This is a genomic window from Paraliomyxa miuraensis (assembly GCF_026337845.1).
Lineage (GTDB): Bacteria > Myxococcota_A > Polyangia > Nannocystales > Nannocystaceae > Paraliomyxa > Paraliomyxa miuraensis.
In genome coordinates this window covers 96,765-111,933 of sequence record NZ_JAOVZF010000155.1, presented here as the reverse complement: position 1 = coordinate 111,933, position 15,169 = coordinate 96,765, and the positions used below count along the sequence as shown (strand labels likewise).

Annotated in this window: 12 protein-coding genes; 4 read left to right on the top strand and 8 right to left on the bottom strand. The window is 68.2% G+C overall.

Going from position 1 to position 15,169, the window contains the following annotated elements; genetic code table 11:
- Positions 1–69: 69 nt before the first annotated feature.
- From OEB96_RS24275 to OEB96_RS24255, 5 genes are all read right to left on the bottom strand, one after another.
- Positions 70–1,608, bottom strand: a complete 1,539-nt coding sequence (locus OEB96_RS24275) for a peptide MFS transporter (protein ID WP_266219095.1) — start codon at positions 1,606–1,608, stop codon at positions 70–72.
- 205 nt (positions 1,609–1,813) lie between these two features.
- Entirely contained in the window at positions 1,814–2,386 is a 573-nt protein-coding gene (locus OEB96_RS24270) for an ATP/GTP-binding protein (RefSeq protein ID WP_266219094.1), read from the bottom strand.
- A 166-nt stretch (positions 2,387–2,552) separates the two neighbouring features.
- Positions 2,553–3,257 carry a hypothetical protein gene (locus OEB96_RS24265; RefSeq protein WP_266219093.1) on the bottom strand — a complete coding sequence of 235 codons (705 nt, stop codon included), beginning with the start codon at positions 3,255–3,257 and terminating at the stop codon, positions 2,553–2,555.
- A gap of 73 nt (positions 3,258–3,330) precedes the next feature.
- Positions 3,331–3,903 carry a hypothetical protein gene (locus OEB96_RS24260; protein ID WP_266219092.1) on the bottom strand — a complete coding sequence of 191 codons (573 nt, stop codon included), beginning with the start codon at positions 3,901–3,903 and terminating at the stop codon, positions 3,331–3,333.
- An 82-nt stretch (positions 3,904–3,985) separates the two neighbouring features.
- Entirely contained in the window at positions 3,986–5,299 is a 1,314-nt protein-coding gene (locus tag OEB96_RS24255; RefSeq protein ID WP_266219091.1) for a formylglycine-generating enzyme family protein, read from the bottom strand.
- Between the two features lie 573 nt (positions 5,300–5,872).
- Here OEB96_RS24255 and OEB96_RS24250 point away from each other — a divergent pair.
- Positions 5,873–6,283: a hypothetical protein gene (locus OEB96_RS24250; protein ID WP_266219090.1), complete on the top strand. Its 411-nt coding sequence runs from the start codon at positions 5,873–5,875 to the stop codon at positions 6,281–6,283.
- A 244-nt stretch (positions 6,284–6,527) separates the two neighbouring features.
- On the opposite strand, the gene OEB96_RS24245 is transcribed toward OEB96_RS24250, so the two are convergent.
- Both OEB96_RS24245 and OEB96_RS24240 read right to left on the bottom strand, forming a co-directional pair.
- Positions 6,528–7,643: a tryptophan 2,3-dioxygenase family protein gene (locus OEB96_RS24245; protein ID WP_266219089.1), complete on the bottom strand. Its 1,116-nt coding sequence runs from the start codon at positions 7,641–7,643 to the stop codon at positions 6,528–6,530.
- Positions 7,644–7,821: 178 nt separating this feature from the next.
- Positions 7,822–9,696, bottom strand: a complete 1,875-nt coding sequence (locus OEB96_RS24240) for an FHIPEP family type III secretion protein (protein WP_266219088.1) — start codon at positions 9,694–9,696, stop codon at positions 7,822–7,824.
- Between the two features lie 203 nt (positions 9,697–9,899).
- Between OEB96_RS24240 and udk the strand changes: the two genes are divergently transcribed.
- Both udk and OEB96_RS24230 read left to right on the top strand, forming a co-directional pair.
- Positions 9,900–10,523: a uridine kinase gene (udk, locus tag OEB96_RS24235; RefSeq protein WP_266219087.1), complete on the top strand. Its 624-nt coding sequence runs from the start codon at positions 9,900–9,902 to the stop codon at positions 10,521–10,523.
- Entirely contained in the window at positions 10,523–10,909 is a 387-nt protein-coding gene (locus OEB96_RS24230; RefSeq protein WP_266219086.1) for a hypothetical protein, read from the top strand. The genes udk and OEB96_RS24230 overlap by 1 nt, the downstream gene beginning before the upstream one ends.
- On the opposite strand, the gene OEB96_RS24225 is transcribed toward OEB96_RS24230, so the two are convergent.
- On the bottom strand, positions 10,906–13,872 hold the full coding sequence (locus tag OEB96_RS24225; RefSeq protein WP_266219085.1) for a hypothetical protein: 2,967 nt from the start codon (positions 13,870–13,872) through the stop codon (positions 10,906–10,908). The genes OEB96_RS24230 and OEB96_RS24225 overlap by 4 nt on opposite strands.
- 263 nt (positions 13,873–14,135) lie before the next feature.
- Here OEB96_RS24225 and gap point away from each other — a divergent pair, with 263 nt between their 5' ends.
- Entirely contained in the window at positions 14,136–15,161 is a 1,026-nt protein-coding gene (gap, locus tag OEB96_RS24220; RefSeq protein WP_266219084.1) for a type I glyceraldehyde-3-phosphate dehydrogenase, read from the top strand.
- Positions 15,162–15,169 lie beyond the last annotated feature (8 nt).

Sequence of the window (15,169 nt, the reverse complement as noted above, 5' to 3'; positions counted from 1 at the left end):
GACCTCACGAGGCATGCTGCGGGTCTGGGCGACGGCCAGCGCCCGCGGCCACCTTGCCCGCGGCGTGCGTCACTTGACCCCGTGCATCATCTTGTTGAGCCAAGGTGATGCCAGCGAGAGGGCCACGCCGATCGCCAGCGCAATCACCCCCATCTGCGTGTAGATGTCGACGTAGGTATCGAGACCCGTAGCCGCTTCTCCCCCGCCCTCCCCGGCCCCCGTGCTCTGCGCGATGGTGGCCGCCAGCGAGTTGGAGAACGCAAAGCTGAGGAACCAAGCTCCCATCACCGCGCCCGTCATGTGCTTGGGCGCCAGCTTGGTCACCATCGACAGCCCGATCGGCGACAGGAACAGCTCGCCGGTGGTGTGCAGCAGGTACATGAACGCGAGGATGAGGAGCGGCACCTTGGCGTCGTCTCCCGCCATCGAGGCCCCCACGTACAGCAGGAGGTAGCCCAGTCCGAGCTGGACGATGCCCAGACCGAACTTGAGCGGGATGTTCGGGTTGGCGTTGCGCTCCTCGAGGCGAATCCACATCACCGAGAAGAACGAGCCGAACAGGATGATGAACGCCGGATTGAAGAACTGCGTCATCGACGCAGGCATCTCCCAGCCGAGGACCATGCGGTCGACGTTGCGATCGGCGAACAGGGTCAGCGACGAGCCCGCCTGCTCGAAGCAGGCCCAGAACACCACGTTGAACACCATCAGGATCATCAGCACGAAGATGCGATCGCGCTGCACGCGATCACCACCGGCAAACGCCGCCTGCAGCAGCTGGATGACCACCACCGCGAGCGCGACCAGCAGCAGGATGTCGACGAGCTCCTTGTGCTGCAGCAAGTAGTAGAGCACCGGTACGATCACCACCGAGAGCACGATGGTGACCGTCTGCAGGCTCATTCCCGCAAAGTAGGGCGCGGCCAGCTTGGCCGGATCGGGCGGCTCGCCCTTGCCCTCGAGCTTGTGCTTGCCGAGCACGAAGAAGGCCAAGCCCGCGACCATGCCCACTCCCGCCAAGGCGAAGCCCACCAGGTACCCGGCGTCGCCCATGGAGCCGCGTGACAGTCCCTCGCCCACCGGTGCGCCGATCAGGGTCGCCCCGACCGCACCGATGTTGATGCCCATGTAGAAGATGGTGAAGCCCGAGTCGCGACGAGGATCGCCGTCACGATAGAGCTTGCCCACGATGCTCGAGATGTTGGCCTTGAAGTACCCGTTGCCGACGATGATGACCCCCATGCCGAGGAACAGCGCGTCCTCGGTCCCCAGGCAGATGATGAATTCCCCGACCATCATCATCACGCCGCCGAGGATCACCGCGCGGCGATAGCCCAGGATGCGATCCGCGACCTGCCCGCCGATCACGGGGGCCGCGTACACGAGCGCGGTATAGGCTCCGTAGATCGCGAAGGCCCGCTCGTCACCCATGGCGAGCGCCTTGATGAGATACAGGGTCAGAAGCCCCCGCATCGTGTAGTAGCAAAACCGCTCCCACATCTCGGCCGAGAACAAGACGTAGAGGCCGAGTGGGTGCCCCTTGTCGGAGCCCTTCTCGGGGCCCTTCTCGGGGTTGGCAGGGGTCGGGGCATTGTCGTCGTCGGCCACGGTCGTCTGACTCCAAGGAGAAGGGGCGAGAGCCGGCATGCTCTCAGCCTCGCGGCGTCCACGCAAGACGCGCGGGAGCCTCGCGTCGTCCACCGGGCGGTGGTCCCCTCGACAGCGAGACCTGGACCGCCAGACGGGCGTCACGTCGAGCTAAGGCGGCATCGCCACGACGCCTGCCCGACCCATGCCGGCCCAACGAGCGGGTCTAGAGCAGCGGGAGCTGCGGAGGAGCGAGGCGGGTCATCACCGCGTCTTCGACCAACGACAACCACCCGTCCCGGGTGCCGGGATCCAGCATCAACGCCGTGAGTCCGCGCCGCTGCAGCTCGCGTCGCACCCCTTCTTCGACCGCCCGCTGAAAGCTCGGGTCGGTCGCTCGAAGGCCATCTGGCCGGGGTTCGTCCACGATCGGCACGAGCACGAGGAGGTCGTACGTGGACATCCACGCTTCCATCATGACCTCGACGGATCGCTGTCGACCGCCCGCGAGCCACATGTAGACATAGTTGTCGAGCGCGCTCCGGTCACAGACCACGACGGGGTAGCGCTCGGCCGCCACGATCTCGGCTGCGACCTGCGTGTGCAGGATCCAAGACTGCGCGGCAACGCTGGTCTGCTCGTTGATGGGCAGCGGACACTGACGCGCGACCTCGTGCACGACCTCGAGCGAGACGTCCCGCGCCTTGAGCCGTGCCGCGAGGCCGTAGCACAGCGTGGTCTTGCCCACGCCATGGCTGCCGATGAAGGCGACCTTCAGCCGCTGGGGGTCGTCGGCCATCGGGGCGATTCTACGCACGGAGGCGATCGAGCGCCGCCCGGCGACGACGCTCCTGGGTCACGAAATGCGACGATGCCCCGTGCGAAGCACGGCTCATCCGGAGATCTCCTCGCGGAGCACCAGGGTTTCCGGGACGCGGACAGCCGCTCGATGCCAGCGACCCAGCTCAGCTCGCCAATGCGCTGGGCTCGGACCGGAACGGCGAGCGACGATGGCCCGCCAACGTCGTGCGCTGAGCCACCATCAGGCGCGACACCGCCTTCCAACGCCGAATGTCATCGTGCAGGTCGGCATCACGGGTCAGCAAGCGAACGACTCGGTCCACGCTGCGGGCCGCGAGGCGCTCGCCCACCCAGGCCCCCAACGTGCTGCCCGCCACCAACGCCATCATCAGCGCGACCATCAGCAGCATGCCGCCCAGCATGTAGACCGGGTTGTTGACGCCGATCATGAACCAGCCCAGCAGCAAGAACAGACAAAGACCCACGCCACCGCCGATCAAGCGACCGTGTCGAATGAGGCGGTCACCCACGGCATTGGCCCGCACCACGGCGTTGGCACGAGCCCGGCCGAACATGCGGACCAACGGACTTGCGGAAACAGCGCCGCGCCCCCGTAGCTCGAGTTCGTGCTCGATCGCAACGGTGGCTTCGAACTCGCCCCGACGCACGGACATCCGCAGCCCCTGCGCAGGATCCGCCGCCGGCTCGACGACCACCTGATAGCCACGCTCGGCGGGAAAATGGCGGGTCCATGCGCTGGTGGACGACCGCACCAGCGCCCGCACATCGTGCTCTACCTCGGCAGGCTTGCGCCCGGCGCACGCGATTGCCCACCCAAAGGGCGGAATCCCCCCTCGCTCGTCCAGCATCTGGTTCCAAGAAACGTAACGTGGCGTCCGTGCTGCGTCCACCATCGACGGACCTGGACTGCTCCGCGAAGCGCTACGTCCACTGGTAGCTCACGTACGCGATGGTCTTACCCTTGGCCTCGCCGCAGATGAACGTCAACGAGTAGCGGTCCGTGCTCCCCTCGAGCTGAATCCTCCCGTCGGCCTGCACCTCCCGCTGCACGTTCGACACCTCGCCGGCCACCTTCTGCTCGAGATGATCGGCACACGCCTCGACCGTCATGTCCGAGAGCTCGAAGCGGATGAGGCTGGAGAAGCGCCCCTGATCGTCGGCCTGGGAGCGCTTCGTATCGAGCACCTTCGCCCCCTCTCCAAACATGGTCTTGCGATACCAACGAGGATCCGCCAAGTGGGCTCCAAGCGCCTTGTCGGGCTCGGCGGGCGGCTCGGCCGAACCGGGCTCGGGGGAGCCGGCAGCGGAGACCTCGGGGGCTGCGTCGGCGGCCGAAACCGCCTGTGACATGGCCGCGCCGGCTTGCTTGCCTTCGACTTGCTTGCCCTCGGCCTGCGTGCCGGTCGGGCTCGGCCCCACGCCCTTGCTCTGGCAAGCGGGTGCAAGGGCGAGGATCCACAGTGAACCAAGCCAGGCGAGGCGAAGCGAGCTCATCGGCGAGACGGTAGCAGAACTCACCAAACGAGGCATCCGCGTCGGCCCATGCCCGTCATGGGACGGTCGAGGAGCCGTCGAGTCAACCCGCGTCGTGCACACATCGAGCAACGAGCGCATCGGAGGGCTCGGCTTCGTCCTGCTCCCACGGCTCGTCGGGGCCCAGCTTGCCCCCTCCTCGCTGGACGATGGCTCCGTCGGCCGCCCAGAACGGACCCGGACCACGAAAGACCTGCGCGATCGACTGAACCTCCACGAGGGTCGGCAACCGCCAATCCTCGTGGACTTGGCCCTCGAATTCCACCCGTAGGACGTCGCAGAACGCTTCGGCCTCGCGCCGGTCCACGGCCTCGACCACTCCACCGAACACCGCGAGGCTCGATCCTGCCGCGCGCATCAACGGGATCGCAGGCGGCTCGGCCGGCACCGTCAGCGGTTCCTCCCCTGGGCCCAGGTCGGCCACACAGCGAAACCCTACCCGAGGATCGGCCGGGCCCATGTCACGACGCGCCCCCGCCTTGCCACCCTTCATCACGAACCGAGGAGCCCGAGTCGACTCGGCGCGGAGCAGGGGGCCATCGGCCCGGCGAAACGGCCCAGGGAGGAAGCTCTGGAGGCCCGCGTCGACCTGATACGGCTCGGCAATCCACTCCAGGGCGCTCGTCCCCATGCCCCGGATGCCGAAGTAGCTGATGTCTCCCGGGGTGGCGCTGATCGGCATGAGCATCGCGGTGTATTCGTCACGCATGTCGTTCCCCCACGGGAAGAGCCTGGCGTCCGGGCCCCGTGCGGCGTACTCCCACTCGATCTCCGTGGGCAGGCGACCCTCGTGGGCCTCACAGAAGCGTGCGGCTTGCTCATGAGTCACGCAGGTCTGCGGGACCAGCCGAGCGGCGTCCTCGGAGTACTTGTCCACCGGATCGCGGCCGTCGGGACAGGAGGCCTCGGTGCACTGCCCTGCGGCCACGCACTTGGCGTAGGCCTCCCGCGTGACCTCGTGCAGATCGATCCAGAAGGCCGGGGCCTCCGCGTAGCGGGGGGGCTGGCCGGCCCAGCGCTCACGGGGATCATGACGGCCGATCTCGGCCGCGTAGCTCTGGGGAATGTCCCCCATCACGAAGCGACCCGCCGGGAGCTGCACTTGCTGCACATACGCGAGCTCGCGGGTGTGAAGCTGCTCGCATTCGCCCTTGGCATTGCGACCCGTCGCCCGACCGCAGCCATCCGCGTCGGCTTCCGAGCTCGCGCCAGACTCCACTGGACGTGGCGGCTCGGGGATCTTCGCGGGAGCCGGCTGAGGAACATCGACGAAGTCGTACTCGTGGGACGCAGGCCCATCGCACGAGCCCAGGGACATCACGAGCAAGAGCGGCAAGATGAAGGTCGAGCGAGGCATGGGAAGCGTTCGGCCGGGTCGACGCAGTGTACAGCCGGTTCGTGCTCGCCCGCGATGCCCGGGCCACGCCAACTCGGTTGGCGTGCGGGTGGCCACGGAGACGAGTTCACGAGGTTCCCGGGGAAAGCCCGCTCGGGAGAGCCGCTCGAAGTCGTCGAAGGGCAAAATTCATCATGCCGGCCGCAAACCGGTCAGCCGCTCGATGGGTCCGAGGTGCGGCCGTCGGTCGCGGGGCGGGGACCTGGTCCGGCCCACAGCATCCCGAGCCCGTCGTCAACCAGCACCAGAGAAGCGTAAGAATCGCCGTTCAATCATTGTTCTGAGGGATCTCACCCGCGTGGGAGGACTCACGACCCCCTCGAGCCTACGACCTGACGTTGTGTAACGTTGCCCCTTCCGAGGGGGTTTTAGGCGTGAGCGGGACCACCGCCGCGATCGGCAGCCAGGAGCAGGACAGACCCTTTCTGCCCGACTCGAGCCATCGATTCATCTCCAGGACTGGCAGCCCATTTCGTTTCTTTCAGACTGTGAGCGAGGCGGTCCCCCGCACCGGACCGCAAAGGTAGGCAAACCATGAGTCTCCGAGCCAACATCGAGCATCTGGCCGCCGCCCAAGGCATCGTGGCGGTCTCCGTAGTATCCCCCGCTGGTCCCCGCGAGCTTCGTGGCGACGAGACGTGGGCTCCCATCCTCGACGCCGCGCTCTCCCTGCTGGACAAGACGGGGGAGAAGACCATTCGCTTGGTCGTCGGCAAGCACACCGTCGTGCTGCAAACCGAGAACGACGAGACCGTGGGAGTCGTCCTTCCCACGGGCCACGCGATTGCAAAGAGCCTACGGCGGATGATCCGTAGGATGTCACGCAAGCCTCGAGGTCCGCTGCCGCGGCCCATCGTCACCGCCCCCCAACACGCCGCGCCCCCGAGCGCTCCAAGCCCGGCGGCGCACGAGTCCGGGTCGTTTCAGTCCTCATCCTGGGGCTGATGCACCCGGGACACGGCGTCGAAGCGTGCGTGCGGGGGCTTCGGCGCCGTGATGCGTCCTGCGCACTTCGTCGGGATGCACGCACTTCCTCCTGCACGATGAGCTTTCGCTCGATTGGCTCACCAGAAAATCGAGCCAGGGGCCGGTGAAATCCCCACGCGCAGCCCTTCCGATCACGAGCCCAGCGGCACACCCGCTCACCCGCATCATTGCCCATCCCGCTGCCGGTGCCGGCAGCCCCGGCTCAGCGCCCGCCCGCAAAGTCGTAGAGCTCCGCCCGACGCACCGGAGGCAGTGCGTCGCGGCGTAGGAGGACGGTTCGTACGGCCCAAACGTCACCAAAGACGCGATAGCGCAGAGCGGTTTGATCCAGGTAGTCCACTCCGGCCGATCCTCCGGTACCCGTTCGTCGGCCGATCACCCGCTCGACCATTCGCGCATGACGTTGGCGGAAGATCAGGAATGCCTGCTCGAGCGCCACGATCCCGTCGAGCACCTCACGGGGCCATGCCAACAACGGGAGCTCGCGATAGCTCTCGATGAACACGATCGCGGCGCGAATGCGACTGATCCGAGGACGCATCGCCTCGGGATGGTCCGCAGCGGTGAGGAACCTTCGCGCCGAAGCACTCTCGTCCTCGAAGCGCCTCCGCAGGCGATCTGCATCGTCCGAGTTGAGCGCCTGCACCTTGGCACCGTCGATCTGGGCGGCCTGCTGGCGCTGATGGGCCTCGAGATACTCCTCGATGAACCCTTCCACGACTTGCTGATCATCGGGAGCATCGGGGCCCGAGCCCTGGATGGGCGTTCGATGGAGCCACTCGCCGATGGTGCGCTTGAGGGTTGCTTCGTCCTTCAAGCGCGCCTGCACTCGTAGCAGCGCCGGAGATGCAGACCCATCGGGATGGCGGAGGGCATCGAGATAGCTGCTCTCGTGTCCCATCGCGACGCGCTGGCCGACCTCGAGCCCCATCAAGATCTCGATCTCCCGCATCTGGGCCGACTGGAACCCACTCGCAGGGCTGAGCTTGTCCCGAAACGCCAGATAGTCGCGAGTCGTCATCGTCTCCATCAGCTCGAAGTGCTGGGCGACGTTCTGCAGCAGCTTCGAAGTCCTTCGGATCCCTCGCACCGCCGACGCGAGCGATTGCTCCGGCACCGGACTGCGAGCGAAGCAATCTCGGATCATCACCAACTCTCGGAGGATGAGCTTGAACCAGAGCTCGTCGATCTGGTGCACCGTGATGAACAGGACCTCGTCGTTCGAAAGCGCGTCATCATCACGCTCCAGCCCGGACTGGAGCGCGAGCAGGGGCTCGACCTTGATGTAGTCCCAGTAGGTGATGGGGAGGTGGGCCATGACGTGGCCACGCTGCCACCGATGCGGAACGACTTGCAATCGAGCGTCACGATGGCGGGCTCACGTCCGAGACATACGGCCGCCAGGAATCGGTCCGCTGGTCGGCAACGATTCCTCGATGCGCGTGCTCCTCCCGTTCGCGTCTCGTGCGTGTACAGGCTCGGGACCAGGCTCGGGCCTAGGGGAGATCGAGCCAGCCGGTGTCCGAAGGCGCTTCGAGGCCCGAGCGCTCGAGTTCTACGATGCTGAGGACGGGTACGTGGGGCACGATTCCGGCGACCAGAGCGGCGGCGCAGGGACGAGCTCCAGCCGTCGTGAGGAGCACGACCGGACCCGAGCGAGATGGGCCAAGCCGCGCAATGGTCGACATCGATGGCGGTGGTGCGGGCTCGGATGGAGGTCCATCGCGCTCCTCGTCGCTCCGCAGTGCATCGAGCCAACGGTCACGTTCGGCGGCCGACATTCGCAGTGCCAACCCCGCCTCGCCGCGGAGCGTCCGGTCCATGAGCGCTTCCTCGGCGTCGGGCGTCAGTCGAATCCAGCGGGCCCGTCCCAGGGTAGAGATCCCGTCGAGGACGTCGGTCACCCAGTGGGAGGCCAATTGCTCCCGCACCAGCTCGACGAAGCGAGGGCGCTCGGTCGGCGAGCGAAAGCGGCGATCTTCCGCAACGACCGAGAGAATGGCACGTAGCGGCGGTCGGGGCAGACGCTCGCGGAGGAACGCCCGCACGATGGTCAGGAGGTCGGCGACATCCACCACCTCCAGCGCACGACGCACGACCATTGGATGGGTGCCTCGCAGCTGCTCGAGCGAGTCTTCGAGGTCCTGGAGATCGACCAGGGAAGGCGCGTGATCCATGATGGCTCGAAACACCGCCAGCAAGACCACGTCGATGGCAGCCCGGCCCTCGAGCTCCACGCGAGCCAACCGACGAGAGCCCAGTCTCAGCTCCCACCGCAAGGGAGGCAAGGCATCGTCGAGCACGAGCCGCAGTGGCGGGACCTCCATGCCGAGCGCGGTGCGAAGGCGGGCCCCGAGCTCGCTCAGCGCCCGCTCGAGCGCGCGAGCGTCATCGATGGAGGAGGGGTGCAGGCGAACCTGAAGGCGTGACGGGTCCTCCTCCTGGGGCGGCCGAGCCCGTGCCACCCGAGCCGCCAAGAGCAGCGCACCACTGAGCAAGGCAACCGCCGTGGTTGCAAACGCGAGGCCTGGCATCCCCGGGACCAAGGCGAGGACCAAGAGCATGACGGCGGGCACGAGCAGCATGGCGGGATCGAGCCACTGCGCGTCCGGCTCCCTTCGCGGCCCATCCTCATCGACTCGGGACACCAGGACTCCGGCGGCCACGCTCACCAGCAGAGCCGGAATCTGAGCGAGCAGTCCGTCACCGATGGTGAGGCGCCCGTAGAGATCGAGGCTGTCTTGCCATGGGTAGCCCATGCGACCGATCCCGATCGCCAAGCCCCCCACGAGGTTGATGCCGGTGATGGCCAGCCCGGCCACGGCGTCGCCCTTCACGAAGCGAATGGCTCCGTCCATTGCGCCATGGAAGCTCGAGCGCTCGACCAGGCGAGAGCGACGGCGCGCGGCCTCGCCAGGAGAGATCAAGCCGGCCCGAAGATCGGCCTCGATCGCCTGCTGATGACCCGGCAGGCCGTCGAGGGCAAAGCGCGCCGCGACCTCGGCCACGCGCTCGGCGCCACGCGCGATCACCAGGTACTGGATGACCGAGAGGATCGCGAACATCACCCCGCCGACCACCAAGTCCCCTCGCACCACGAACGAGGCGAACGCGTCGACCACTCGCCCCGCGTCGGCCTGGCTGAGGATGAGACGCGTGGTCGAGACGTTGATGGCCAGACGATAGAGGGTGACCAGGAGCAGCAGCTTGGGGAAGCTCAGGAAGTCGGCCGAGCGCCGCACCCCGAGGCTCGCGACCAACAGCAAGACCGAACCGGCGAGGCTGATCGAGAGCAGCAGGTCCACCAAGGGGGTGGGAAGCGGTACGAGCACGCAGCCGAGCAGGGCCACCACCAAGAAGGTGGGCGTCAAGCCAGGCAGTGAGCCGAGCAGAGTCGTCCCCCCCGAGCGCAGGTGGCCAAGGAGGGGCGAGCGAGGCCGCTTGCTCTGCGCCACGACCGCTCGATCGTAGCGAGGAGCCCCGCTGGACCCAACAAATGGACGAAAACCGGCGTGTCAGGCCCGGTTCCCGACTGGGGGACGACCCCGGGGCGGCTGTGCTACCAATCCCCTGCATGACGACGCTGGTCGTTGGGATCGCGGGCGCCACCGGTTCGGGCAAGACCACCGTCGCACGACGTTTGACGGAGGCGCTCCCGCGGGGCTCGGTGGCGCTGCTGCAGCACGACAGTTATTACCGAGACCGCAGCGACCTGACCTACGAGGCACGTTGCGAGCTCAACTTCGACCACCCCGACTCGCTCGAGACGTCGCTGATGGTGGAGCACATCCAGTCGCTGCGCGAGGGCAAGGCGGCCGGGGTGCCCATCTACGACTTCACCACCCATCGCCGCCGCCCCGACGTCCAGCGCATCGAGCCGGCCGCGGTATTGGTGGTCGAGGGCATCCTGGTCCTGGCCGATGCCGCGGTCCGCGAGATGCTCGACATCAAGGTGTTCGTCGACACCGACGCCGACATCCGGGTGTTTCGACGGATCCGCCGCGACATCGAGCAGCGGGGGCGTAGCTTCGCCGCGGTACGCAAGCAGTACTACTCGACGGTCAGGCCCATGCACCTGCAGTTCGTGGAGCCGTCCAAGCGCTGGGCAGACGTCATCGTGCCCGAGGGTGGTCGCAACCAGGTCGCGCTCGATCTGCTGGTCGCTCGGCTGCGCACGGTGATCACCGAGGAGACCTGATGACCGAGCCGAGCACATCACCGAGGGAAGCCCCCGACCGCGAACCCGAGCAGGCGCCCGGGGAGCCGGCGCCCGGGGTCCCTGCCCCGGATGCAGCAGCGCCTCCGGGCAAGTCGAACAAGCTCCAGCAGCTCATGATGGAGTACGGGGTCATCGCGGTCATCGTGCTGCTGAGCCTGTCCGCGCTGAGCTACCTGGGCTTCTTCTTCGCGTTCATGGTCGGCTTCGAGGTCGAGGGAGCCGGTGGCACCGCAGGAGCGTCGGCCGCCGCCCTGGCGGGATGGGTCGCGACCAAGCCGTTTCGGATTCCGTTGGCCATCGCGCTCACCCCGGTGGTGGCCGCGATCTGGCGTCGCCTGCGAGGGCGCGCCAAGCACAGGGGCTAGCGCTCGGGGAACTCTCGTCTGCGCACGCAGACGACCTCACCGGTGGGCTCCTGCTTGGCAGACAACGAGAGCGCACCCGTGGACGAATCGAGCACGTAGGCGGAATCCTCGTCCTCGTCGGGCACCGTGCGCGTCCAGTAGTCACCCGCAGGCAGCGAGAGCACTGCGTTGACGAGCTTCATCTCCCTGCGGTGGGGCAGGCGCCATCCCTTGATGCCGTCGACGTCGAGCTTGGCGCAGCGCTGCCAGCCTCCCGCGAAGGTGGTCGCGGGACCCGTGCGCTTGGTGGTGAAGAGCGTCTTGAGCATGTAGATGCGGCGCTCGTCGACTGCGATCCCCAGGCGTCGTTCATCCGCGGAGAGCTTCACGGCCGGGTCGGAGGCCGTGGGCTCGGGATCGTCGATGCCCGGGCCGTCGTCCGTGCTCCCGGCGGAGCTCGCCACGGCCACGGTGCCGTCGTCCTGCCCAGTGGAGCCCGAAGCCTCGAGGGGCTCGCCGGTGGAGCCACCGTCTTCCGGCTCGGCCTCGGTCGAGCCGGCGCCCGTCTCCATGGCCGCGGTGGAGCCCGCTGCGGAGGTCTGTGGATCCCCGGTGGAGCCGGTCGCCATGAGCTCCGCGTCCGAGGTCGTTCCCGAGGGCTCGTCGGGCTCGCTGGTGGCAGCCAGCGCGGGAGTCTTCGTGTCGCCGGCAGGCGCGGCATCGTCACCGCCGCCATCGGCCGCAGCGCGGCCAGCCTGGGCGATCGTCGTGTCACTCGAGGAACTCCGACCGAGCAGACCGTCGAACAGGCCCGCCTGGAAGGAGCCCCATCCCACGCCGGCAGCGAGCAGGACGAGGAGCGTCCAGAGCCACCCGTAGCGCGATGACGACGAGCGACGCGCTCGCGTGCGCGGGGGCGAGCTCGCCACCTGCTCGCTCCGAGCCTCGGAGGTGGTGACGCCGGACCTGCGCGTGCGGGATGGTCCCCGGCGCTCGGGCGCGGCCGCTACGGCCTCGTGCTTCTCGGTGGGGATGGCACTCGGCACTCGCTTGCGTGGCTCGCGTGGCTCGGCGCTCGCTGCATCGGCGACGGCCGGCGCTGCGTCCACGGCGTCCGTGGAGGCGGCTGCGGACGCCCATGTCATGGGCCCATCGGACGGTACGCTCGCCGCCGATGGGGGAGCCGGCTCGGCCCCGACGGAGTCGGCGTAGAGGGCGGTCTTCTTGGGCTTGAAGCCATCCTCCTCGGGCTCGACGCGATCCTCGGGCTCCAGCGTGATGTGGGGGCGTCCCTCGACGGGTATCTCGGGTCCAGTCTCGGACTTGGCAGGCCCAGTCTCGGGCTTGGTCATCCCGGAACGAGCCGCTTGGGCCTTCTGCAGCACGGTCTGCGCGCTCTCGAACGCGCCGTCGCTGCGCAGCAGCGTCTTCGCGCTCTCGGAGACCACGGCATCGTTCGGGGACCCCGCGGGGGACGGCCCCACGACGGTCTCGCCGAGCGTGGGTGCCGGGCCGACCACCGTCTTCTCGGCCACGGGCGCGGGCCCGACCACCGTCTTCTCGGCCACGGGTGCAGGTCCCGGCGCAGGCGTCCTCTCGGCCGCAGGCGCAGGCCCGACCACCGTCTTCTCGGCCGCGGGCGCAGGCCCGGCCACCGTCTTCTCGGCCACGGGTGCGGGCCCGGCCACCGTCTTCTCGGCGCGGCCCGGCGCCATCATGATCATCGTCGGCTCGACCGGCTCGACCGCCTCGTCGCCGTCGGCCGATGCCCTTCGATCGCGCGCGCCCTCTTGGAACGGCGGCTCGTCGAGCCGCAGCGTGGACGCGGTTCTGGGCACCTCTTCGAGCACGCCGTGGACCACGGTCCGATCGGCGTCGCCGAGCACCTCGGAGAGCGGCACGCGCGTGACCGCGCCCGCGTGGACTGGTCGCTCCTCGGCCTTCTTGACGCCAGGCGGGGTGAACCGGAATCCAGCGTCGGTCCGCGGCCGAAGCCGGTCGGGCTCGGGGGCAACCGCGCCAGGGTTCGTGGTCAGGCTGGGGGTCGCTGCGCCCGTCGAGGCTTCCGGAGCGCGCCCGCGGGCGCCCGCGGGCTCGAGAGGCCGGGAGGGCGGCGGCGGCGGCGATGCGGAGACGGAAGGAAGGGTGGTCGAGCTGCGGCGGCGCGTCTGACCGGTCGGGGGCGGGGGCGGGGTCGCCTCGCGCGGGGGTAGCGGTCCGGAGTCCTCGCGAACGACGTCCTCCGGAAGACCCAGTACTCGACTCGCAGGCACGGGACGACCGGCCGAGGTCACGAGATGCGAGCGCTCGCGTCGACGTTTGTGCACCCTGGTATCGTTCTGAGGCACGATCGGGTGGCTCGCCGTGATCGCCTGATACTTTGCCGTGGGCGCGACCTTGGCCGCACGCCCGCGCGCTCCGAGCGACCGCGAGCGGCGCGGCCTGTCCTCGCCATCGTCGGCGATCGGAGGCTTGGTGCCAGGGCGCTCCGGCACGCGAGCGACCGAAGGATAGGTTCGCGTGGGCAGCATTTCCTGGTCGCGCGGTGTCGCGCGATCGAGGCCGAGCCCTTGCAGGGGCCCTCCGCCCTCGAGCCCCTCGGCAAAGCGCCGGATCTGCCCGACCATCGCCAACGGGACCTCGAGATCGAGCACCGCCACGAACAGGTGGTGGTTGGGACCGCCATGCGAGGCCAGGGCTTGTCGGAGGGGCTTGAGCACCCGCTCCTGCATCGACCCCTGGACGCAGACCACGTGGATCGTGGGCTGGTTGGAGTCGGTGTGACTGCCGAGCAACGCCGCGCGCGCCTCCGCCCCGCAGACCACCGCGACCTGGAAGCCGAGTTCCTCGAGATTGCGAGCGGCTTCCTCGACGACCCGGTGCACGCTCTGGGCGCAGCACAGGTTGATGACGTGCTGCCTACGAGGACGAGGAGGCGAGGATGCGGCGCGCTCGTCCGGCTCCGCTTCTTGGGCCTTCGCCATGGCTGAGCGAACGCGAGACCCTACCATCACCCGCGCCCCGTGGGCGAGACCCTCCGCATGTCCCGTGAAGGGGGCCGTAGAGCGGTAAAGGAGCGCACCAACGCGCGTTCCGTCCCGATCGCGCGTCGCTCCGCGGAAGCGACCATTCCGGTGACGATCTCCGCCGCGAGGGGAGTGCGCGAACGCTCATCCGTCCGATTTGCGTCGCCAGAGCCCCCCGACTAGTGTGCGGACTCGCAACGCCCACACCTGGAGAAGATCCGATGGCCATCAAGATCGCAATCAACGGGTTCGGACGAATCGGCCGGCTGGTCTACCGCATTGCTGCCGAGCGCGGCGGCATCGAGATCGTCGCGGTCAACGACCTGGTACCGGCCGACAACCTCGCCTACCTCCTCAAGTACGACTCGACCCACGGCCGGTTCCGCAAGCAAGTCGAGACCACGAACGACGGCTTCGCCGTCGACGGTCACCACACGCGCTGCCTGTCGGTGCGAAATCCCGCCGAGCTGCCGTGGCGCGACCTGGGCGTGGACTACGTGCTCGAGTCGACGGGGCTGTTCGTCGCCCACGACGACGCCAAGAAGCACCTCGAGGCGGGGGCCAAGCGCGTGCTGCTCTCGGCGCCCACCAAGACCCCCGAGCAGGTGCCGACCTTCGCCTACAAGGTCAACCACGAGCAGTACGACCCCGAGAAGCACCGCATCCTCTCCAACGCGTCGTGCACCACCAACTGCCTGGCTCCGGTCGCCAAGGTCATCCAGGACTCCTTCGGTCTCGCCGAGGGTCTGATGACCACGGTGCACGCGGCCACGGCCACCCAGCCCACGCAGGACGGTCCGTCCAAGAAGGACTTCCGCGGCGGTCGCAACGCCTACGCCAACATCATCCCGGCCAGCACCGGCGCCGCGAAGGCAGTGGCGCTGTGCATCCCTGCCCTCAAGGGCAAGCTCACCGGCATGGCGTTCCGCGTGCCCACGGTGGATGTCTCGGTCGTCGATCTCACCTTCCGCACGGATCGGGCCACGTCGCTGGAGGACATCAACGCGGCCATGAAGGCCGCCGCGGAGGGGCCGATGAAGGGCGTGCTCGGCTACACCGAGGACGAGGTCGTCAGCAGCGACTTCATCAGCGACCCGCACAGCAGCATCTACGACGCCAAGGCGGGCATCCAGCTCAACGATCGCTTCTTCAAGGTCGTGTCCTGGTACGACAACGAGTGGGGCTACTCCGCGCGATGCGTGGACATGCTGGCCATGATGGCCGAAAAGGACGGCCTGACCGGCTGATCGGCGTT